We start from the raw sequence: 19,454 nt of genomic DNA, 5'->3' as shown, positions 1-19,454 counted from the left end.
ATGCATTTTTTGAGGCGGAGAGCCGAAGGTTGCAGCGGCTGCTTTTTTTTCTCGCTCTACGTGGGGCGGACCGGCGCGGCGGCTGTCTTCGCAGCGTTCCGTCGCGCCCCTCTGTCCTGCGGGCGCCCTGCCTTCTTCCGCAAGGGCAGAAGGCGCCTCACCACGCATCGCTCGACCTTGCAAACCGCACGCCGGCCGCAAGCATCGCGCACTCGCATTCGCTGATCAGCCTGAGGTTTCTCAGATACCGCGCCACCATCTCCGGCAGCCAGGCGGCGCAGGCCTCGACATAGGCGCGGCCATGGACCAGCGTGCCGGTCGAAAGCCGCTCGTCCTTTTCGGCGATCACCTTGAGATATTGGCGGATGAAGCGGATGTCGTCGGCGATGTCCTGGCTGGCCATGCGCCAGGCGCCGGCGAGGCGCTCGCGCTCGGCGAACGGCAATGGCGACAACAGCGGGCGAGAGAGGTCGGCGAAAGCGGCATGGTTCGCGGTGTTCACGCAAGTCCCCTCGAAGGAAGGAATGTATCGTACTTTATGTACGAAATACAGTCAAGTAACGTTCGTACAAATTGAACGATAAGTCGCGCCTTGAGGCAACGATCATGCGGGCCGCATCGGAAAGCCTTCGAGCTGCGTGCCGATTTCGTCAAGCGCCCGCCCCAAAATCCGGTGCGGAGCCTAATTCTTGACGATGGCGTGGAGCAGCGCGGTTTTGATGTGCCACCCAGGCTCGCAGTAACAGGGCGGCCTCATAGAATTTCGCCATGGCCGGGCACAGGCCCGGGAAGTCCTGCTTGGCGTTCGAGATAGCCTCCATCTCGGCCGGCGTGCCGCCGATCTTTGTGAAAACGTCGGCGACCAGCGACCAGTCCCGATCGCTAGGCACGGCCGCCGGCAGGCCGCCTCTTTTGGCGGCGCCGAAGGCGTGGAACAGCGTGGCGCCGATCCTGTCCAGGTCAGCCAGGAAATCGTGGCCGGGCGCGCTGATCGCGTCCGGCCCGTTGCGCAGGTAATTGTTGCAGGTGGCCGGCGTTTCGCGCGCCATGACATGATTGAGCATGTCAAGCTGTGCGGAAAGCGCTTGCGAGACCTCGCTGTTCGGCGCTGAAGGCAAGAGCGGTGCATATCTGTGCCTCAGATCGGCGACCGCCTGTCTGCTGGTATTGCGCACGTCTGCTTCGCTTCCGGTCTGAGCCGCGGCAGTGATCTTGCGCAGCATCGCATCGTAGTCGTCCGGAAATTCCCGGGCGATCGCCTCGAATATCCGGAGATCCTGCTTCCGGATCTCGGCATCGACGTCGGCGATGGTCACCGGCTGGGGCGGCTTCGCCACCGACTCGTGGTGATATCTGCTGCCGCCGAACATCGTTGGCAGCACTTTCGCCTCAACGAAGCTCAAAGGAACGACCGCCGCCACTTGCAGCCATTTCCAACGCGACATCCGCCTGCGCTCCGACACCCTGCTCACTCCGCTCCGAGGCTCAGCGCCTTCTTGCGGTCGGCCTCGGCGTGCTTGCGGTTGTCCTTGGCTTCCCATGCTTTGCTTCGCGCCTCATATAGCCGGGCGAAGTTCGGATTGAGCTCGATGCCTTTGCTGAGGTCGGCAATGGCGCCGTCATAGTCCCCTCTGGTTTTCCGGATCACGCCTCGGCCATAGTAGCCGGACACGTTTTTGGGATCGAGACTGAGCGCCTTTTGGAAGTCGCTGTATGCGCCATCGCTGTCATGCCGGCTCATCCGCACTAAACCGCGATCGGCATAAATCTTCGCTTCGGTGGGGGCACGGCTGATGGCTTTGTCGTAATCGGCAAGAGCCTGCTCAAAGTTACGTTTCAAGGTAAGGCTCTGAGCACGGCAGTAATAGGCTGAGGCATTGTTCGGATCGAGGTCGATTGCCTGGTCGAATTCTGCGATGGCGCCGTCATAGTCGCCCTTTTCTTGCAGCGCGCGGCCCATGTTGAAGAACACCATCGCGCTTGCCTGCCTGAGGCCCTGGGAGAGGGTGTCCCCGTCGAGCGTCCCCTTGGTAGGCTTGCCGGGCTTTTTCGAGCGAGATGCTTTTTCCTTCGCAGCCATTGCCAATTTTCGGCCTTGACGGGCCATGTCGGATTTGGGATCGAGCTCGAGCGCCCGGTCGAGATCGGCGATGGCGCGGTCGAAGTCGCCCATATAGTACCAGGCGCTGCCGCGCCCGAAATAAAACGGGGCATAGTCCGGCTTCATTTCGATCGCACGGTTGAAATCGGCGATGGCCTTTTCCGGCTCGCGTTTCTTCACCAGCGTAAGAGCGCGGCCGTGATAGGCTTGGATGTAGGATGGATCGATCTCAAGCGCTCGGTTGACGTCGACCAGGGCCCCGTCATAGTCGCCCTTTTGCAGGCGCGCCCTAGCGCGCGCCGAATACGTCGACGGTTCGTTTGGCGCGAGCGCCACGGCGCGGCTGTACTCAGTGATGGCGCGATCGTATTTGCGTTTCGCATAGAAGGCGTCGCCGCGTTCCAACACTGCCATGACAGCCTGCAGATCCGCGCTGGCCGCAGCGTCGGCTTCATCGCTTTGTCCCTTCGCCGCCACCGCCGCTTTGCGGCTGACGGCATAATTGGAATTGCGAGGGTCGAGCTTGAGCGCCATGTCGAAATCGGCAATGGCGCCGCCGTAGTCCTTCCTTTCGGCTCGCGCCATACCGCGCCCATAGTAGCTGGCGGCGTCTTTCGGATCGATTTCGATCGCTGCCGAATAGGCCGCGATCGAAAGCCCGGTATCGCCCTTGGCGTGCCAGGCCATGCCCTTGCAGAAGAACGCGTCTCGCGCCTTTGGGTCGAGCGCGGCGGCCTGACCGCAATCGGCTAGGGCGCCCTCGACATCGCCCGACATGGCCCTGGCCAAGCCCCTAAAGATCCTTGCCGATACCAGATTTGGGAGGAACTCGATGACTCGGTCGTAATCGGCGACGGCGCGGCCATAGTCATGTTTGGCGTCCCACGCCTTGCCTCGGCCGAAATAGGCGAGCGGGCTACGAGGATCGAGCGCGATGGCTTTGCCATAAGCGCCGATGGCTTCGTCGTATTTGCCGGCGTCCGACAGGCCGTCGCCCTTTTGCACCGCGACCAGAACCTGCGGATCTGTCGCCTGGATCAACTCCGACATCTTTGAGACGGACAGCTTGCCGGTTGATTCGGCTTTGCCTTGGCCGATTTGCTTGGCCAGGGTTTCAACGGCTGCCGCAGCGGAAGGTCGCGACTGTTGCATGACTGGCGGCGGAGCCGGTCTGCCTTCGTCGCCGGCGACCTGCTCGTCGCAGGTCCCCGTCCGATTCAGGTCGAGTTCGATGGCGCGCCGGCAATCGGCTGCAGCGCCGGCCTGATCGCCCTTGAGCATCCTGGCGCGGCTGCGGCCGAAATAGGCGTCGGCATTGTCGGGATCGAGGCTGATCGCCCTGTCGAAATCGAGCAGCGCGCCGTCCACGCCATATTTCGATAGCCGCATCTGGGCGCGCTCGAGCAGAGTTCTGGCGGCCGCCGGATCCCTTGTCGTGGCGGTTGCCGGCTGGGTTGCTTCGGCCGGCGCGGTTTCGCGGCAGGAGCCGGCCCGCTTCGGGTCGAGCTCGACAGCGCGCTGGCAGTCGGCGGCGGCGCCGACGGTGTCCCGTTGCGTGACCGAATTAGCGAACGGCCAAACCAAGCCCTGGCATCGGTCGCATCGAGTTCGACGGCCTTGTCGAAATCGGCGACGGCGCGATCGTTGTTGCCCTTGTTCGCCCAGGCGACGCCCCGGGAGTAGTAACCGTCGACGATCCCCGCATCGAGCGCGATCGCCTGGTTCGCATCGGCGATCGCGCGCGCCCAGTCGTTCTTGCCGATCCAGGCGGCGCTGCGATTGACATAGGCATCGGCGCTTTGGGGATCGGCTCTTATCGCGGCATCGTAGTCGGTTATGGCGCTGTCGAACTCGCCCCTGGCGGCGCGGGCAATGCCGCGATTGACCAAGGCAATCAGGTCCGCCGGGTCGAGACGGATTGCCTCGCCATATTCGGCGATCGATTTTTCCCGCTCGCCTTTCTTGGCCCAGGCCGCGCCGAGGCCGGTATGACCCCTGTTGCTTCGCGGCTCGGCCTCGATCGCCTGCTGGAAATCGAGGATGGCCGCGTCGACCTTGCCTCTGCGTAAAAACGCCCAGCCGCGGCTGGCATAGGCGTCGCCGGCTGACGGCTCCAGGCTGATGGCGATGTTGAAATCCGCGATCGCGCGCTCGTCGTCGCCCTTGTTGTACCAGTCGGAGCCACGGTTGAAATACACAGAAGCCCGCTTGGGGTCGAGCGCGATCGCCTCGCTGTAATCGGCGATCGCGCCGTCCAAGTCCTCCAGGTCGTCCCGAGCGACGCCCCGGTAGAAATAGGCCGAGACGCGCAGGCGCGACGCCTCCGTATCGTCCTCGGCAATCACCGTGCAGGCAGCGATGCGCTGCTCGGCCGCACCTTTGTCGACGCCGGCTTCCTTTTTGTATGTCGGGCCACTCAGGCCGCCCAAGCCTTGGTCGTCACTCGGACCTTTGTCGTCGCCGAAGCAAAGGGCATAGTCCCTGACGGCGGCGAGCGTCGGACTGGCCAGCCCGCCAAGCATCGCCATCCCCGCCAGCGCCAGCAGCGGCCCGCGCGAAAGCCAAGCGACGAATGCGCGCGCAAAGGCGCCGGTGCGGCGTGACATGACGGATCCTCCCCCCGGAGTTGCCGCGGTGGCGGCTGCAGTCGCCTATATAGTTCTGTTTTTGTTCCAGAATGCAAGCAGAAATTGCAACGGCAGTCGAAGACAGCTGATCTCCGCTTTGCGGGCCGATTGCGGGGGAGATTGGCTGAGTGGCCGCTCGCGCCAACCGTCGGCCCACCCTCACATATCGATCATCGAGCGCTTCACCCGTCCGATGATGGTGATTGCCCCCTCGAGCTCCGGCGGCGGGATGTCGAGATAGGACGCCGGCTGGAAGGGCGGGGTCTCGTTCGGACGGTAGCGCTTGTAGGTGGCGCGTCCGGTCTCGTCGGCGATCACGTAGCAGCCATTGGTCACCAGCCGCTTGTCGCGCAGATTGACGAAGATGATCGAATCCGGCGGCGAGATCTTGTTCATCGACGGCCCGTCGACGCGCAGCGCAATCCACTCGCCCTCCTCGAGGTCGGCGGTGGGGATCGTCGGATAGTCGGAGAGATTGACCACGCCCTCCTGGCTGCCGAGCTCGCCGGCGCTGATCCATGACACGATCGGTACGTCGACAGTGACGGGCGAGGGGGCAAGGTGGACCGGCGCGGCCTCGGCGCCATCGGCCCCCAAACCACCATTGAACAAGAGCCAGCCCGGGTCGACGCCGAACAGCCGGCCGTATTTCTCCGCCGCCTTGCGCGACAGCGGCCGGTTGCCGTTCTCATGGCTGATCAGCGTGTTCTTGTTGATGTCGCGCAGCGCCCGCGCCGCATCGCTGGGCGAGGCATAGCCCGCCTGGGCGCGCGCCTGCTGCAATCTGTGCCGAGAATCCATCATCGTACAAAATGCCTGAAAATTATCGTCCAAAGTGTACGATTTCGCTTGCGCGCCTTTCGTACATAACGTACGCTTAGCGCATGATTGAGCATCCCGCAAGCATTTCCGCATCGTCCGTGATTCCGGCGCAGCCCACGAGCGTCTCGGGGCCGCCCACGAATATTTCGGAGCTTATCGACCGCTGGCAGAGCATCGGCGCCTTCGCCGCCGATGTCGGCTGCGGCTATGAAGCGGCCCGCCAGATGCGCCGTTGCGGCCGCATCGCGCCGCACCACTGGCCGCATGTGGTGGCTGCAAGCCGCAGGCGCGGCATTGCCGGCGTCAGCTACGAATGGCTGGCCGGTCACAGCGCCTCGCTGGGGGAGGCGGCATGAACGCGCTTCCCCCCTCTTTCGAATTCAGATCGCCTTTCGAATTCCAATCGTCCGGGCCGTCCTCCTCCCCGGTCCGGACGCATTCCGGGGCGCTCGCCCCGGATCCGGCTGAACCGCCCGCACCCCGGTTCACCGGAACGGCCGGAGCCGCTCCTCCCTCGGCTCCGGCCCCCAATTCGGGCGCCTCTTGCATCCGCACCGAGGACGGCACAGTCATCCTGTTCGACCGCGCGTCGGGCCGGGCGGTGTCGGGGCTGACGCGCGCCGCCGCCGAGGCGGCACTTCTTCGACTGCTTGGCGCGGCGCCAGAGCAATTCCAGGAAAAGTGCGAAGCGGTTTTCCGTCCGGAATTGCGTCAAAACAACGAGATGGAGCGTTCGCCGTTTCCGTAAAACGGCGAACGCTCCATCCGCCGCCTGACCCAACCCCTTTTCCTGATCCGACCAACGGACTCGCGGCCGAACCCTGGCGCTTGGCCCGACCGACCCCACGCAAGCCCCAAGCTTTTCGCAAGCCCAAAGCCTTTCGCAAATCGATGGAATGACACATGGCAGCCGCCTACACCGAAAAGGAAATCGACGAGATCGCCGCCTGGCTGAAGGAGGGGCTGTCCGCCTCACGCATCGCCGGACGCTTCAGCGCGCTGCGCGGCAGCCCGGTTTCACGCAACGCCATCATCGGCATCGTCCACCGCAACGCAGGCCTGCGAGCCATCGGCTTCGCCAACCCCAAGGGCGGCCGCGCCGGCGGCCGTCCAAGGAAGAATGCGCGGCTACAGGCGCAGGGCAGGGCCGGTCGGCGGGGCAGGCCGGCTGGAGGAATCACGCTCTCCGAGGCGACGGCGCTTTCCAGGCATGTCGAGTTGGTCGAGGTCGCCAGCGCCGGAACTGCTGATCTCCCCCCTTGCGGGGGAGATGCCCGGGAGGGCAGAGGGGGGTGCTGTCCCGCCGACCTCTCAGTGTATGGGGTCTCCGCGAATGCAGACCGCGCCGTCACGTCTCGCGCGCCCAAGCCCAAAAAACCCAGGCCGCGCAAACCGGCGCGCAGCTTGCCCCCCGCCTGGCTCGCCCCCGGCACCCGTGAAAAATCCGAAGCCCTGCTTTACAAGCTCCCCGCGCCGCCGCCCCCAGTGGCGCCCGGCCGCCAGCCGCATGTCGCGGCCATGCGCTTCCTCGACTGTCTGTTCGGCCGCTGCCGCGCGCCGATCGACCTCGCGCTGCGCGAGGATGCAGATGATGACCCGCTCGGCGCGAGGCCCGGCGCGGACATGCTCTGCTGCGGCCTGCGCACCACAGGCACGCGCTCCTACTGCGCGCATCACCACGCGCGGTTCCATGGCCATCGCGTGAGGGGGATGTGAGGGGAGCGCCGCTAATCTCCCTCCTTGAGGGGGAGATGTCGCCGAAGGCGACAGAGGGGGGCGCTGTCCCGCCAGCCTTTCCAATTGCCGCCCACACAAGGAACCCCCATGCCCCGCAAATCCGCCAAGAAACCCCAGCCCCCGAAACTCCCCAAGGGCGAGGCCGAGCAGGTGCGCATCCGCCGCGAGATCGGCCATGATTTCGCGCTGAAGGCCGACCCCTTCGGCCGCCAGCGCCTCACCCCCGGCACAGCGGAAGCGCGCCGCGTCTACGAGGTCTCGAACGGCGGCTACACCTCGACCGGCGGCATCGTGCGCCTGCGCAACGTCGATCCGCTCACCGGCATCACGTCGCTGTCGCGGCAGCAGCGCGAGGCCGGCCAACGTTTTCGCGACGATTTCGAGCGCGCCGCCCGCGAAGGCCTGCAGCCGCAGTCCTGGAGCGAGCGCGTCGACGGCGGCCGGGTGGGCGGCGGCATCCCCGACCGCGTGCTGTCAGCCGGCCGGGCGCATGCCCACGCCGCCGCAGCGCTTGCGCACTGGGAGGTGGCGGAAGTGGTGCGCAAGATCTGCCTCGAAGGCCAGTCGGTGAAGTCTATCGCCGAACGCACCGGCGACGGGCGCGACGTGGTGGTGAAGCTGCTGAAGATCGGGCTCGACCTGCTGGCGGTGCATTACGGGATGATGGGGAGGAAGGCGGGGTGAGGCGACAAGAATGATGCTGCGCTACCGCTTTGAAGTCCCAGATCGCGCAAGCACGGCGCCGCCCCTCATCTGGCTGCCGCCATCTTCTCCCCGTGAGCGGGGAGAAGGGGCTGGCCGCGACGCCGGCACCTATTCTGCAACGTTGAAAATTGGCGAAAGCGGCGACGACATCCCCCTTTCTCCCCGTCACTACACGGGGAGAAATGCCCGGCAGGGCAATGAGGGGCGGCGCCGGCCGACGGCCCTTATCGGCATGCATTTGTGTCGCGTTGTTCAGCGGCGCCTCAAGCGCCTTTCAGCGCTTCGGCTCGCTGTCAGGTGGTGGCTCCCACCCGAACACACTCCTTCCCCCCAGCAGATGCGCCTGGTCCATCTCGCCCGCCACGATCTCGTTCAAGCTCGGCCCCGTCACGTACCTCTCCATCCGGCGCGACTCCCCGTCCAATCTCCGCAGCGCCTGCAATTCCTCGTCCCGCCCGAGCTTGGCCTTGCTCACCGCCGATTTCAGCACCGCGATCGTCTCGTCATAGACCTTGAGCGGCACGGGGAAGGGGTGGCGGTCCTTGCCGCCGTGGGCGAGCGAGAAGCGGGCCGGGTCGGAGAAGCGGTAGGGCGCGCCGTGCACCACCTCCGAGACCATGGCGAGCGCGCGCACCGTGCGCGGGCCGACGCCGGGCACCAGGAGCAATTCTGGGAAATCCTTGGGGCCGCTTTCGATCGCGGCGGAAATGTTGCCGTGCAGGCGGCGCATGACAATGTCGCTCTCGCGCACGTCGTGATGCGCGGGCATGACGAGGTTGGGTAAGAGCGGCTGCGCGGCGGGCCCCTTTGCTGGTTTCACTGGCTCAGGCTGCGGCTCCAGCACGGCAAGCTCGGTCAGGATCTTCTCAGGGCTCATCGTCTTGAGCACCTCGATCTGACTTCCGCGCGCTTTTTCCGCGCGATGATCGGTGAGGTTGACGATCTCGCCCTGGCTCTCGCCCTCGATCGCCGCATGCGGCCGGTCGACGAAGCTGGTCAACCCCTCCGACAGCCAGTGGTAGCGGCGGGCCTGGCGGGCGTCGCCGTTCATGCCTTGCTGCACCACCACCCAGCGCCCGTCATCGGTGACGATGAAGCCGTGCAGGTAAAGGTCGTAGCCGTCCTGCACGGCGGCGCTGTCGACTTTGGCGACGAGGCGGCTGGCGGTGGCAAGGGCATCGCCGTCGAGGCCGACGCGGTCGCCGATGGCGATGAGCTCGCCCGGCGTCTTGCGCGAATGCGCGCCGCGTCCGCCGCAGACATGGATGCCGAGCTCACTGGACATCGGGTTCAGCCCGCGCTTCAGCGCGCCGATAACGGAAGTGGTGATGCCGGAGGAATGCCAATCCATGCCCATCACTGCGCCGAAGGACTGGAACCAGAAGGGATGCGCCAGGCGCCGCAAAAGCTCGTCGCGGCCGTAATGGTGGATGATGGCTTCGCACAGCACCGCGCCGAGCTTGGTCATGCGCTCGCCCAGCCATTTCGGGACCCGCCCGCCATGCAGCGGCAGGTCGGCGCTGCCGCTTCGCTGCGTCACGTGGTGTTCTCCGTGGATGCCGGCGACTTAGATGGCATTTTGGGAGGGATTTGCAAGGCGTTGAAGCTGCCGATCTCCCCCCAAGTAGGGGAGATGCCCGGAGGGCAGAGGGGGGCGCGAAGGATCGCGGCCTCTCGGTCTCGGCCGTACGACGGATACCAACGTGAAAAGAATTGCTGCGGCCATAGGCTGAAACGCTGGCGGGACAGCACCCCTCTGTCCTACCGGCCATCTCCCGCAAAGGGGAGATCAGCCAGCCCTCATCGATATCCGCACACCCACACGCGTTCCACCACGCGGTGGTGATGACGCCAATGCCTCACCCATTCCCGGTGACAGCGGCGATGATGGTGCCGGTAGTAGCGGTGCGGATAGCGCATCAGATATCGGGGGCCGCCGTAGTAGCGCGGGCCGTAATAGCGGGGGCCGTAATAGCGGGGGCCGTAATAGCGGGGGCCGTAATAGCGGGGGCCATAGTCGTAAAACGGGCCGCCGTAGAACGGGCCACCATAGAACGGATATGGGCCGAAGCCGCCAAACGGACCGAAAAAGCCGCCGCCAAGACCGAAGAACTGTGCATCCGCAGGCGCGACCGTGGCTGCCGCGGAGGCGATGGCAATCACCGAAGCAAGTAGCAGTTTTCTCATGGCAACCTCCTCCTGAAGGCCGATCATCGGATAAACGCGCCGCAGGAAGCCTACGTTCCGGGTCGCTAATGTTCGCCAATGCCGAGCGGCCCTCAAGGATGGCTCGCAAAAGCGGCTATTAAGCCCGCTTGCCGTGCCAGTCAGGCTCAATACCTGCAGACGCGGATTGCCTCGTAAACCCGGTGGTGATGCCGCCAGTGCCTCACATATTCGACGTGGCAACGCCTGTGGTGCCGGAAGTAGTAGTGGTGCCGGTAGTAGTGTGGCCTGTAGCTGTAATATTCGCCGTAATACGGGCGATACATGTAGCGATCGCCGTAATAGTCACCGTAGTAGGGCCCGTAGTCATTGTAGTAGTCATTGTAGCCGTCGCCGATGCCGATCCCGAACTCGATGCGACCGGCATTGGCCGGGCCAATCATGGCGGCAGCCGACGCAATGGCTATTACGGAGGCGAGCAGGAGCTTTTTCATGGCTACCTCCTCCTGAGGTTGATCACCCCATAAACGCGCCGGAGGCAGCCTACGTTCCCAATCGCTAATATTCGCCCGCCCATCGCTGGGAATGGGCGGGCGGCCATCTCCCCTCGCGGGGAAGATCAGCCAGTCGCGGGCCTTAGAGCATGATGCCGAAAAGTGTGAAGCGGTTTTCGGGCGACATCATGCTCTATCTCTTTGATTTAGAGCCGGATTCAGATTCAGGTCGGTTCGACCTGAAATCATCCGGCTCTAGTCGGTCAGCGCTCGCAGATGCGGATTCTTTCGATGACGCGGTGGTGGTGGCGCCAGTGCTTCACGATCTTGATCCGGCAATTATCGCTATAATACCGGTTATGATAGCGAACCACATAACGCTCACGATAGGGAGTGTAGTAGTCGTCATCGTAGACGTGTCGGTAATAGCGGTGAGGATAATACCCGCCATAGTAGTCGTCTCCATAGTACGGGTCGTAAGACGGGCCGACGCCGATACCGAACTGGACGCTGCCGGCACTGGCCGGCGCGATCGCAAACGCCGAGGCGATGGCGATCATCGAAGCAAACAGAAGCCGTTTCATCGCTGCCTCCTTGAGGTTCGATAGATGCCCCTTCAGGGAGTAAACGGTTTCGGGACGGCCGGTGTTCCCGGGAAAACGTGGCGCGACATCCTGGGCGGAGCGGGAGCCGGCGCTGAAGCTGCCGATCTCGCCCACAAGGGTCCACAAAGGGGAGATTGGCAATCGCCATCCCGTCGTGCCGTGTCGCGTTATCGCGCGCGGAGCCCGGGAGCCATCGGCTATGCCACGTCCAACCAACCCAAATCCAACCGCAGGAGCCACTCATGACCAAACCCACCATGCTCAAATTCGGCGCCGTCGAGCATGCAGAGGCCGGCGACCTGCCGGGCTGGGTCGTCGTCGAGGGCAGGCCGACCATGCAGACCGCCGTCCAGCACACCACCGAGGACGGCAAGGTGATGTCCGGCACCTGGCGCGCTTCGCCCGGCACCTATCATGCCACCTACACCGACTATGAATTCGTGCACATGATCGCCGGCCGCATCGTCATCACGCCGGATGGCGGCGAGCCGGTCGAGGTCGGCCCCGGCGACGCCTTCGTTGTCGAGGCGGATTTCAAGGGCACCTGGCAGATCCTCGAGCCGGTGACCAAGCATTTTGTCGTTGTGGTGGGGTGAAAGGCTGATCTCCCCCCTTGAGGGGGAGATGTCGCCGAAGGCGACAGAGGGGGGCGCCGAGCGTCAAGCGCCAGCGCCCTACGATGAGGGAGAGCGTTGGCGTTCTACGTGAGCCCTCTGGCCTGCCGGCCATCTCCCCCGCAAGGGGGGAGATCACGCGCTCTGCCGCCCCGCCCTACCTCCCCACCTTCGAGATCACCCTCTTTTCCACCTCCGGCTCCAGCGATTCCGCAAACGGCGTCGCCAGATGGTGCTGGTCGCGGAAGGCGAGCTTGCCGTCGATGAAGACGTGGCAGGTGGTGGCGTTGCAGAAGCGGTCGGTGAGGTCGACGTAAGAGGCGTTGGGCACGCTGGTGACGATCTCGCGCTCGACCGCCGCCATCTTGTCGTTGGCGGCATCGGCTCGGGTCTGGTCGCAGAGCGAAGGCGCCTTGTCGCGCCACAGCGCGCGCGACACGCAGGTGTCGATGTTCTCGTCGTTGAACGGCACGTCGCGGATGAAGGCGATCTTCAGCCCGGCTTTGCTCAAGCTCACCAGCGTCGAACGCAGGCCAGCCCGCCATGTGGCGTCCGGCGTGTCCGGCTGGCCCTTGCCGGCCGCCATCTTGCGCGAAGAGGTCAGCGCCAACTCCGAGATCACCACCAGCGAAGGCTTCGCGGCGATGATCTCCTTGATCGCCTGCTCGCGCCATTGGTCGCATTCGCGGTAGTCGCGGTTGAGCTTCGTGACGAAGTAGGAGAAGCGTGAGGGTCGGCACGAGCTCTTCAGCCAGGTTTCGACGCGGTAGCCGTTCTTCTTTCCCGCCTCGATCAGCGGCGTCGACCAGTGGTCGGCATGGGAATCGCCGAACAGTGCGATCATGCGCCGGCCATCGCCGAACACGCATGGCTTCGGCGTCACCGTATCGTAGCCCTCGACGCAGGCTTTGGCGCGCGCGGTGGCGGGTTCGGCGGCACTTGCCGCGATCTCGCGCTGCTCGGGGTTCTGGTGGCGCACGGCAAGCGCCGCATTGCCGTAGGCGGCTGCGACGCCGGTGCCGGTCAGGAGGAGGGCCGGCACCAGCGCCCGCGCCGCATTGGCCATAAGCCAGCCGTTGCGGCGGATCGGATTCTCGATGAAATGGTAGCTCAGCGCGGAGAGCGCCAACGTTAGCCCGAGGCAGGCGAGGCGTTGGACGAGCGTCAGCTCCTCCACCAGCATGCCGGCATAGACGATGACCGGCCAATGCCAGAGATAGAGCGAATAGGAAAGTTTTCCGACCCACTGCAAGGGCGGCAGCGCGAGGAAGGCGCTGAGGCCGCTCCTCGCGCCGGCCGCGCCCGCCAGCAAAAGAAGGACAGTGCCGGCTACCGGCACCAGTGCCAGGAAACCGGGGAAGGGAGCCTCCTCGCTGAAGGTGAGGTATGCGAAAGCGATCAGCGCCAGCCCGGCCAGGCTGAACGCCAGGGCAAGCCGCGGGCGCTTCTGGAGCAGCCATGCCGGCGCCATCGAGGCCAGTCCGCCGGCGGCGAACTCCCAGGCGCGTAGCGGCGAGAAGTAGAAAGCCCAAGGCTGTGACACGGTTGTCAGCCACGCGCAGACCGCGAAGGAGACGAGGCCGATAAGGCCGATCGCAAGCACGATTGTCCGCTTGCCGGGTTTCAGCCAGGCGGCCAGCATCAACAGCGCCGGCCAGGCGAGATAAAACTGCTCCTCCACCGACAGAGACCAGTAATGGATGAATGGGTTGTTGGCGGCGTCGTTGGCGAAATAGTCGAACGACCAGCGGATCAGCCACAGATTGATGATATAGGCCGAGGCCCACATCGCGCCCTTGGAATAGAGCGCCTGCTCCTCCGGCGACAGGATGACGGCGCCGGCGGCGAGCGTCGCGGCGATGACGAAGAGTGCCGCCGGCAGCAGCCGGCGCGCCCGCCGGGCATAGAAGCGCAGAAGGTCGAGCCGGCCGGTCACGGAAATCTCGGTGGTGAGATGACGGGTGATCAGATAGCCGGAGATGACGAAGAAGATGTCGACGCCGGCAAAACCGCCGGGCAGCGCGGTGAGGCCGAAATGGAAGGCGACCACGCCTGCCACGGCAAGCGCTCGCAACCCCTCAATGTCTGGCCGGAAGTCCGGCGATGGTGCTGACACGAAGACGGACCTCGCAACGGTCGTTCGTATCCCGCCTTGGGGTCAAGACTTGCGCCTACGGGTTCATACCGCAATGCAACAAATCTAACGCAGTGCAACATAAGCGGAGGGTGCGAAGGCGAAAACGAGGGGCGGCGCGGCGTCGAAGCTGCCGATCTCCCTCCTTTTAGGCACAACAGAGAGCGAACCGACGCCTCTGCCTGATTGCCAGCTTGCCTGAGTTTCCGTGCTCGCCGGGTTATACCTATTTTGCGGCAGCAGCGCGTTTGAGCGACGGCTTCCCCCACTCCGTCGCTGCTTCTTAGCGCCACCTCTCCCCCCTCCGGAGGGAGAGGAAGGGCGCCGGCTGGAATGACCTAGCACCCTTCCTCTACCCCGTCGATCGGAGGAGAGGTGTCGAGCGAAGCTCGACGGAGTGGGGGTCGCCATTTCCTAGGTGTGCGCGCGTCGCTCGTTGCTCCGCCGTAGGATTGACGAAGAAGTCGGCGTCGCGCGCCCGCAATCACGCCTTCTTCAAAAACTCTGTCTTCAGCACCAGGCCCTTCACCTGCTTGGTGTTGCATTCGATCTCGCCGGGATTGCCGTTCAGGCGGATGTTCTTCACCAGCGTCCCGCGCTTGATCGTCTCGGACGTGCCCTTGACCTTGAGGTCCTTGATCAGGGTCACGGAGTCGCCGTCATTGAGCGGGGTGCCGTTGCTGTCTCTTACGATCGCGTCTGTCATGGCAGGTCTTTCATCGGTTGGATGGCGGTGCGCCCGCCTATCGCGCCGACGATAACTTGGTCAAGCCATTCGCTCCTTGATCATCACCTCGGCCTCGATCTCGACCGGGAGATCGAACGGCAGGGCGGCGACGCCGATGGCCGTGCGGGCGTGGCGGCCGATCTCCGGCCCAAAGATTTCGAGGATGAGGTCGGAAAAGCCGTTCATCACCACCGGCGTCTGGGTAAAGCCCGGGGCCGAATTGACCATGCCGTGCACGCGGCACCAGCCGGTGATCCGGTCGAGGCTGCCGAGCTCGCGCTTCAGGCTGGAGAGCATCGACAGCCCGACCTTGCGGGCCGAGGCCCGCGCCTCTTCCAGCGACACGCTCTCGCCGACGGCGCCGAACGGGCCGGCGAGCGAGCCGTCCGGCTCCTGCGGCCCGTGGCCGGAGACATAGGCGCGGTCGCCGCGCCGTTCACCCAGGGAAAGGGCAGCACCATGCCCGGCGGCAGCTTCAGCGGCGGCAAGACGATGCAGAGCGCGGCCAGCTTTTCGTCGGCACCCATGGCATGGCCTCCCTCGGAGCCTCGTCGCACAGCGCCATTGCAGCGTCCTGGCCGCGACCATGCCGAGCTTTCCGGTTTCGCCGTCCTTTCGTCAAGACCGCAAGAATTGGCCCAATTGGCATGGCCCGCGCGGACCGCAGCTTTGCGATCCGCGCGGGCGGGCGCCTGCCCCCGCGGCGGCGCCAAGCCCCCCAACCCTCAGGCTGGCCGGGTGGCTGTTTGGTTCAGCCTTTTTGCCCGGCCGATCGTTTTTCCTCGCCGATCGACCGGCGACCGCCACGCGGTCGTCCGGCAATGGCTCCCTTTTGTTTACGCAATTCCGGACGAAGAACCGCTGAGCATTTTCCCGGATCGTTTCTAGAAATGCAGGTCCAGCGCCGGCGGATAGGCCTGGCCCGGTTCGGCGGCCTTCGCCGTCGGGCCGGTCGAAGGCACGATGCCGCCGGTGGCTGTTTCATCGAGCGGCGGCAGGTTTTTCTCGATGCTGGTCTTCGTCTCGGTCACAAGGATTTTCGTTTTGGCTTCAGCGGCTTGCGACAGCGCAAGCACCAGGCCAAGCGCGAATAGAACGACTTTCATGACAGCTCCCTGCACCCACCCCGCGGCGAACCTAGCGCCGGCCGTCTCGCTGCAAAGGTCGCGCACGCGGAAGGCCGTGGAATTCTCTGGAATTCTTGGAATATTAGACGGTGGAAAATCGGCGTGGCCGGGAATGGAGACTGAATGCAGGCGTGCTAAAGCAGATAGTTGGACAGCTCAACGATTCCTGCCGAACGCCGGATTGCTCCGACGGCACAAAGCACTGAGGGACTTGTGGCATGGCGCAGCATATCGCGCAAAAACTAAGGCTGACGTCTGCCCTGCTGGGGACGGTCACCCGCAAGGATCTGGCGGCGGCGTTCCGCGCCGTCAACCCGAAGACGGCGTTCGATCTCGGCCGCGCCGACAAATGGCTGCAGGGCCGCGCCCGGCCGCGCCAGATGAGCGTCTATGACGACTGGGCAAGGCTGCTCGAGTTGGAGCAGGCCGGCGCCTGGATCGCCGAGAGCGACCTGACAAGCTTCACCGCCGCGATCGCGGCCCGCCACGGCATCGACAGCGCCGAGCTGGAGCGCCGCGCCGGCATGCAGTTCGAGGCCTCCGCGCATGACGAGCGCGGCCTCGGCTCCGGGCTTGCCGGGATCTATGCCTGCTATTCGCGCGCCTGGTCGCCCTATTATCGCGGCCAGCTCATCAAGGGCCGCCTGGCGATCGAGGCCGGACCCGGCGTGCATGGGCTGACGGCCACCTACCGCGAGACGTTGCCGACCGGCCAGCTACAGCTCGGCGGTCCGGTCAACCCGGCAAAGCGCGGCCTCTACGTGCATCTGAAGGAGGTCGGCGGCGACGCCCAGTTCTTCCTCTGCCTGTTCCCGCATACGCAGCCGGTCAGTGTGCTCGGCGGCTATATGTGCGGCGCCGCCATCATCGGGCCCGAGGCGCAGCCGTCGATCACGAGGATCCTTCTGGTGCGCCTGCGCGATGCAGGATTGGGCGCCGAAGCATGGGGCGGGTATCTGCCGGCCGGCGGCTCGATCACCGCCGACCTGGCGGACCTCGGTATCGCCGTGGAGCATCCGGAAACGGTCGACCGGCAGCTCGAGCAATTCCTCGGCGCCGACAGCGGCGGCGGCGCCAACCAGATCCCGCCGGCCGATTTCCGCGCCGTCCTCGACGTGTTCGACCGCCACTGGCTGCAGCACGCGGGCTAGGCCTTTTGAGATAAGGGCCCTCAAGCTACGAGCTTACGCCCTGGCTTCGCGCCAGAACATGACGGCGAGGAGCAGGAACGGCGACGATGGGCGGGCCGGGCGAGTCTTGACAGGGCGGCCGCATCGCGTTCACCTGCGCCGATCGTTGACCCGCGCAGGAACGGACGATGAAGAAGACCTATGAGAAGCCCAGGCTGCAAAAGCGCGACAGGCTTTCGGCCGCGACAGCTGCCGCGCCGTCATCCGGCTTCTCGTTCTGAGGCCGCTGGGCCGAGGGAATCTTTGCTGATCCTCGTCAGGGAAGGGTGGGCATCGCCGCGCGGATGACGAAGGAAAGGGTGTGCGCTCCATCTCATCGATGTGGCGGAGGCGCGTCCAGCCGGCCAGGAGCGGGCGGTACACTGCGCAGGTGCCCGCCCGTCCGGCGCCGCCGCCAAGCTGCTGAAACCCCGTCCGTCCCCAACAGCAACGGTCATGGCGTGACCAGTCACTGCGGAGTGCCATCGGCCGGACCTGCTGTCAACGCCCCTGCGCGAGGCGCTTTTTTCGCGTTGTGCAGGGCCGAAATCGTTCTGCCGCTATCGCGCCATTGCGGTTGGCGGAAGCCCGAAAATGGCGGATTTCCGGGCTTTTCGGCCATCTCGCGAGCCGGCGCGGGCCTGTATGCCTATCCGCTTGAATAAGCTCGTTTTTCGCCGGCTGAGGCGTTTTTGGGTCCGGTTCTCAACCTGACTTTTTTTGGGTGCATTTCCGCAGCGCAACATCGAGGGCGGCCGAGATGCCAAAACCGCCAATCTCCACCTGTGGGTGAGATCGGGCGTCGCGGCAGCTTTCGCCAATTCCCGAGGTGGTGCCGCCACTCTCTGTGAACTGCTTCATGATGCGGTCGCTGCGGCGTGCTACGATATGACAGCTAGCGGGGAGGCGGCGATGGGCGATCGGTTGCTCGAAGTGCTTGCCAGGCGCAAGTCCTGGCTGGACAGGGTGGCGCTGGGGCTGCTCATCTTTCTCGCAACGCTGATCGCCGGTCTCATGGGCGGCGCCAGCGCGCAGGAGCTGGAGAAGGTGCGCGTCACCGCTTTCAACGCCTATCCGCTGTCGCCGATCTTCAAATGCGCCAACCCGAATTTCGTCGGCTGCCTGGCGCAGATCCACGGGCCGGACCGAGAAGCAGGCCGGGTACCTCACCGGCGTGCGCGAGTTTCGACGACGGCCACTACTGGCTGAACTATGAGATCACGATGCGCAAGAACAAGCCAGTGACGACAGCGCCGTGAAGGTGGCAGCGAAACGGGCGGAGAGGGGGCCTTCGTAGCGCGTTCCCTCTCTCCGCCTCGGCTTTGCCGGGTCGCCTCTCCTCACCCTGGGACGTGGGGGAATTCCGGTAGCCCGCCAACGCCTCAGTTCACGCCGCCGAGCTGCTTCGTCGGCTGTTTCTGCCCCCCGCACACTTCCCGCACCACCCCGCGCAGCCAGCGATGGGCGGGGTCGGCGTCGAGGCGGGGGTGCCATAGCAGCGAGATGGTGAGCGGGGCGAGCTTCATCGGCAGCGCGAAAGAGAACAGGCTCTCGCGCAGCTTGCCCGTGTAGCGCTCAGGCACGGTGGCGATGAGGTCGGAGCCGCGGGTGAGCGCCAGCGCTTCCGAAAAACCGCCGACCACGGTCGCGATCGTCCGTGTCAGCCCGGCGAGCTCCAGCGCGTCGTCCACCGGCCCGCGGTCGAGGCCGCGGCGCGAAATCAGTATGTGCCGACCGGCGGCGAAACGGGTGGCCGTGATCTTGCCCTCGCACAAGGGATGGCCCATGCGGACCACGCCGACGAAACGGTCGCGGAACAGCGCCTGCGCCCGCACCTCCGGCCCGGTCGAACCGCCGACCACGCCGGTCTCGAGGTCGACGCTGCCCTCGCGCATTGGCGCGCTGTCCTTGTCGGGCTTCGGCACGAAGCGCAACTGCACGCCGGGCGCCTCCTCGGCGACGCGCGCAAGCACGGCAGGGCCGAAATTCTCGACGAAACCGTCGCTGTTGCGCAGCGTGAAACAGCGCGCGAGGCGTTTCAGGTCGAGCCGCTCGGCGGGCCTCAGCACGGCTTCCGCTTCCTTCACCAGCCGGCCGACGTCCATGCTGAGCTCGATGGCGCGCGGCGTCGGCACCAGGCCGCGCCCGGCGCGCACCAGCAGCGGATCGCCGGTTGCCTCGCGTAGGCGCGCCAAGGCACGGCTCATCGCCGAGGGGCTGAGCTTCAGCCGCCGCGCGGCCCTTGCCACGCTGCCTTCGGCGAGCAGCACATCGAGCGTGACGAGCAGGTTGAGATCGGGGCGCGACATGGCGCGACCATAGCACGGTTCCGGCAAGATGACATGGCGCTTCATGCACGAATACAATGCAAATGCTGCGCGTTCCGCCATGTCACTAGCACGCTTATCTTCCCGGCAAATCTTACA

General features: G+C 65.1%; 22 protein-coding genes. 7 read left to right on the top strand and 15 right to left on the bottom strand.

Going from position 1 to position 19,454, the window contains the following annotated elements; translation table 11 throughout:
* Positions 1-157: 157 nt before the first annotated feature.
* From ABID26_RS00205 to ABID26_RS00185, 5 genes are all read right to left on the bottom strand, one after another.
* On the bottom strand, positions 158-502 hold the full coding sequence (locus ABID26_RS00205; protein ID WP_354413229.1) for a hypothetical protein: 345 nt from the start codon (positions 500-502) through the stop codon (positions 158-160).
* 148 nt (positions 503-650) lie between these two features.
* Positions 651-1,421, bottom strand: coding sequence for a hypothetical protein (locus ABID26_RS00200; RefSeq protein WP_354413227.1), 771 nt, complete (start codon positions 1,419-1,421; stop codon positions 651-653).
* A 47-nt stretch (positions 1,422-1,468) separates the two neighbouring features.
* Entirely contained in the window at positions 1,469-3,436 is a 1,968-nt protein-coding gene (locus ABID26_RS00195; protein ID WP_354414203.1) for a tetratricopeptide repeat protein, read from the bottom strand.
* Positions 3,319-4,707 (bottom strand): tetratricopeptide repeat protein, encoded by a 1,389-nt coding sequence (locus tag ABID26_RS00190; RefSeq protein ID WP_354413224.1) that lies wholly within the window; start codon positions 4,705-4,707, stop codon positions 3,319-3,321. Before ABID26_RS00190 ends, ABID26_RS00195 begins: the two co-directional genes overlap by 118 nt.
* A 180-nt stretch (positions 4,708-4,887) precedes the next feature.
* Positions 4,888-5,532 (bottom strand): LexA family transcriptional regulator, encoded by a 645-nt coding sequence (locus ABID26_RS00185; RefSeq protein WP_354413221.1) that lies wholly within the window; start codon positions 5,530-5,532, stop codon positions 4,888-4,890.
* 80 nt (positions 5,533-5,612) lie between these two features.
* Here ABID26_RS00185 and ABID26_RS00180 point away from each other — a divergent pair, with 80 nt between their 5' ends.
* The 4 genes from ABID26_RS00180 (at position 5,613) to ABID26_RS00165 (ending at position 7,971) form a co-directional block, all read left to right on the top strand.
* Positions 5,613-5,906 (top strand): hypothetical protein, encoded by a 294-nt coding sequence (locus tag ABID26_RS00180; RefSeq protein ID WP_292339453.1) that lies wholly within the window; start codon positions 5,613-5,615, stop codon positions 5,904-5,906.
* A complete protein-coding gene (locus ABID26_RS00175) occupies positions 5,903-6,298 on the top strand; it encodes a hypothetical protein (protein ID WP_354413219.1) in 396 nt (131 codons plus the stop codon). The genes ABID26_RS00180 and ABID26_RS00175 overlap by 4 nt, the downstream gene beginning before the upstream one ends.
* A 155-nt stretch (positions 6,299-6,453) precedes the next feature.
* Positions 6,454-7,266: a GcrA cell cycle regulator gene (locus tag ABID26_RS00170; RefSeq protein ID WP_292339451.1), complete on the top strand. Its 813-nt coding sequence runs from the start codon at positions 6,454-6,456 to the stop codon at positions 7,264-7,266.
* A gap of 108 nt (positions 7,267-7,374) precedes the next feature.
* On the top strand, positions 7,375-7,971 hold the full coding sequence (locus ABID26_RS00165) for a DUF6456 domain-containing protein (RefSeq protein ID WP_354413216.1): 597 nt from the start codon (positions 7,375-7,377) through the stop codon (positions 7,969-7,971).
* 295 nt (positions 7,972-8,266) lie between these two features.
* Here the strand turns inward: ABID26_RS00165 and ABID26_RS00160 are convergent, their stop codons facing one another.
* The 4 genes from ABID26_RS00160 to ABID26_RS00145 all read right to left on the bottom strand — a co-directional run bounded on the left by ABID26_RS00160 (position 8,267) and on the right by ABID26_RS00145 (position 11,371).
* The gene (locus ABID26_RS00160) at positions 8,267-9,532 is read right to left on the bottom strand and encodes a DUF763 domain-containing protein (RefSeq protein WP_292339449.1); all 1,266 of its coding nucleotides are present in this window, start codon (positions 9,530-9,532) and stop codon (positions 8,267-8,269) included.
* Between the two features lie 260 nt (positions 9,533-9,792).
* Complete coding sequence (locus ABID26_RS00155; RefSeq protein ID WP_354413213.1) at positions 9,793-10,179, bottom strand: hypothetical protein; 387 nt, start codon at positions 10,177-10,179, stop codon at positions 9,793-9,795.
* A gap of 146 nt (positions 10,180-10,325) precedes the next feature.
* Entirely contained in the window at positions 10,326-10,652 is a 327-nt protein-coding gene (locus ABID26_RS00150) for a hypothetical protein (protein WP_292339447.1), read from the bottom strand.
* A gap of 263 nt (positions 10,653-10,915) precedes the next feature.
* Positions 10,916-11,371, bottom strand: a complete 456-nt coding sequence (locus tag ABID26_RS00145; RefSeq protein ID WP_292339446.1) for a hypothetical protein — start codon at positions 11,369-11,371, stop codon at positions 10,916-10,918.
* A 128-nt stretch (positions 11,372-11,499) separates the two neighbouring features.
* Here ABID26_RS00145 and ABID26_RS00140 point away from each other — a divergent pair, with 128 nt between their 5' ends.
* Entirely contained in the window at positions 11,500-11,853 is a 354-nt protein-coding gene (locus tag ABID26_RS00140) for a cupin domain-containing protein (RefSeq protein WP_126100846.1), read from the top strand.
* A 175-nt stretch (positions 11,854-12,028) separates the two neighbouring features.
* Here ABID26_RS00140 and ABID26_RS00135 read toward each other — a convergent pair whose 3' ends face one another.
* The 4 genes from ABID26_RS00135 to ABID26_RS00120 form a co-directional block, all read right to left on the bottom strand.
* Complete coding sequence (locus ABID26_RS00135; protein WP_292345981.1) at positions 12,029-13,987, bottom strand: acyltransferase family protein; 1,959 nt, start codon at positions 13,985-13,987, stop codon at positions 12,029-12,031.
* Between the two features lie 502 nt (positions 13,988-14,489).
* Positions 14,490-14,711, bottom strand: coding sequence for an alkylphosphonate utilization protein (locus tag ABID26_RS00130; RefSeq protein WP_126100844.1), 222 nt, complete (start codon positions 14,709-14,711; stop codon positions 14,490-14,492).
* 60 nt (positions 14,712-14,771) lie between these two features.
* Positions 14,772-15,320 (bottom strand): RidA family protein, encoded by a 549-nt coding sequence (locus ABID26_RS00125; RefSeq protein WP_435528529.1) that lies wholly within the window; start codon positions 15,318-15,320, stop codon positions 14,772-14,774.
* Positions 15,321-15,616: 296 nt separating this feature from the next.
* Positions 15,617-15,838, bottom strand: coding sequence for a hypothetical protein (locus tag ABID26_RS00120; RefSeq protein WP_292345977.1), 222 nt, complete (start codon positions 15,836-15,838; stop codon positions 15,617-15,619).
* 239 nt (positions 15,839-16,077) lie between these two features.
* Between ABID26_RS00120 and ABID26_RS00115 the strand changes: the two genes are divergently transcribed.
* Positions 16,078-17,010: a hypothetical protein gene (locus ABID26_RS00115; RefSeq protein ID WP_292304551.1), complete on the top strand. Its 933-nt coding sequence runs from the start codon at positions 16,078-16,080 to the stop codon at positions 17,008-17,010.
* Positions 17,011-17,733: 723 nt separating this feature from the next.
* Here the strand turns inward: ABID26_RS00115 and ABID26_RS00110 are convergent.
* On the bottom strand, positions 17,734-17,889 hold the full coding sequence (locus tag ABID26_RS00110; RefSeq protein WP_292304553.1) for a hypothetical protein: 156 nt from the start codon (positions 17,887-17,889) through the stop codon (positions 17,734-17,736).
* Between the two features lie 51 nt (positions 17,890-17,940).
* On the opposite strand from ABID26_RS00110, the gene ABID26_RS00105 reads away from it, so the two are divergent.
* Positions 17,941-18,237 (top strand): hypothetical protein, encoded by a 297-nt coding sequence (locus ABID26_RS00105; RefSeq protein ID WP_126100840.1) that lies wholly within the window; start codon positions 17,941-17,943, stop codon positions 18,235-18,237.
* A gap of 173 nt (positions 18,238-18,410) precedes the next feature.
* Here the strand turns inward: ABID26_RS00105 and ABID26_RS00100 are convergent, their stop codons facing one another.
* On the bottom strand, positions 18,411-19,337 hold the full coding sequence (locus ABID26_RS00100) for a LysR family transcriptional regulator (RefSeq protein WP_126102758.1): 927 nt from the start codon (positions 19,335-19,337) through the stop codon (positions 18,411-18,413).
* Positions 19,338-19,454 lie beyond the last annotated feature (117 nt).

It is taken from the genome of Mesorhizobium shonense (assembly GCF_040545255.1).
In the GTDB taxonomy this organism is placed as follows: Bacteria; Pseudomonadota; Alphaproteobacteria; order Rhizobiales; family Rhizobiaceae; genus Mesorhizobium; species Mesorhizobium shonense.
The sequence above is the reverse complement of the archived record's forward strand: the minus strand, read 5'-3'. Positions and strand labels throughout refer to the sequence as shown.

What these genes read in the sequence shown, in the direction of transcription:
- ABID26_RS00190 (WP_354413224.1), bottom strand. Translation starts at nt 4,707, where the DNA reads ATGTCACGCCGCACCGGCGCCTTTGCGCGCGCATTCGTCGCTTGGCTT.
- ABID26_RS00185 (WP_354413221.1), bottom strand. Translation starts at nt 5,532, where the DNA reads ATGATGGATTCTCGGCACAGATTGCAGCAGGCGCGCGCCCAGGCGGGC.
- ABID26_RS00180 (WP_292339453.1), top strand. Translation starts at nt 5,613, where the DNA reads ATGATTGAGCATCCCGCAAGCATTTCCGCATCGTCCGTGATTCCGGCG.
- ABID26_RS00175 (WP_354413219.1), top strand. Translation starts at nt 5,903, where the DNA reads ATGAACGCGCTTCCCCCCTCTTTCGAATTCAGATCGCCTTTCGAATTC.
- ABID26_RS00170 (WP_292339451.1), top strand. Translation starts at nt 6,454, where the DNA reads ATGGCAGCCGCCTACACCGAAAAGGAAATCGACGAGATCGCCGCCTGG.
- ABID26_RS00165 (WP_354413216.1), top strand. Translation starts at nt 7,375, where the DNA reads ATGCCCCGCAAATCCGCCAAGAAACCCCAGCCCCCGAAACTCCCCAAG.
- ABID26_RS00155 (WP_354413213.1), bottom strand. Translation starts at nt 10,179, where the DNA reads ATGAGAAAACTGCTACTTGCTTCGGTGATTGCCATCGCCTCCGCGGCA.
- ABID26_RS00150 (WP_292339447.1), bottom strand. Translation starts at nt 10,652, where the DNA reads ATGAAAAAGCTCCTGCTCGCCTCCGTAATAGCCATTGCGTCGGCTGCC.
- ABID26_RS00140 (WP_126100846.1), top strand. Translation starts at nt 11,500, where the DNA reads ATGACCAAACCCACCATGCTCAAATTCGGCGCCGTCGAGCATGCAGAG.
- ABID26_RS00130 (WP_126100844.1), bottom strand. Translation starts at nt 14,711, where the DNA reads ATGACAGACGCGATCGTAAGAGACAGCAACGGCACCCCGCTCAATGAC.
- ABID26_RS00125 (WP_435528529.1), bottom strand. Translation starts at nt 15,320, where the DNA reads ATGGTCGCGGCCAGGACGCTGCAATGGCGCTGTGCGACGAGGCTCCGA.
- ABID26_RS00120 (WP_292345977.1), bottom strand. Translation starts at nt 15,838, where the DNA reads ATGAAAGTCGTTCTATTCGCGCTTGGCCTGGTGCTTGCGCTGTCGCAA.
- ABID26_RS00115 (WP_292304551.1), top strand. Translation starts at nt 16,078, where the DNA reads ATGGCGCAGCATATCGCGCAAAAACTAAGGCTGACGTCTGCCCTGCTG.
- ABID26_RS00110 (WP_292304553.1), bottom strand. Translation starts at nt 17,889, where the DNA reads ATGAAGCAGTTCACAGAGAGTGGCGGCACCACCTCGGGAATTGGCGAA.
- ABID26_RS00105 (WP_126100840.1), top strand. Translation starts at nt 17,941, where the DNA reads ATGGGCGATCGGTTGCTCGAAGTGCTTGCCAGGCGCAAGTCCTGGCTG.
- ABID26_RS00100 (WP_126102758.1), bottom strand. Translation starts at nt 19,337, where the DNA reads ATGTCGCGCCCCGATCTCAACCTGCTCGTCACGCTCGATGTGCTGCTC.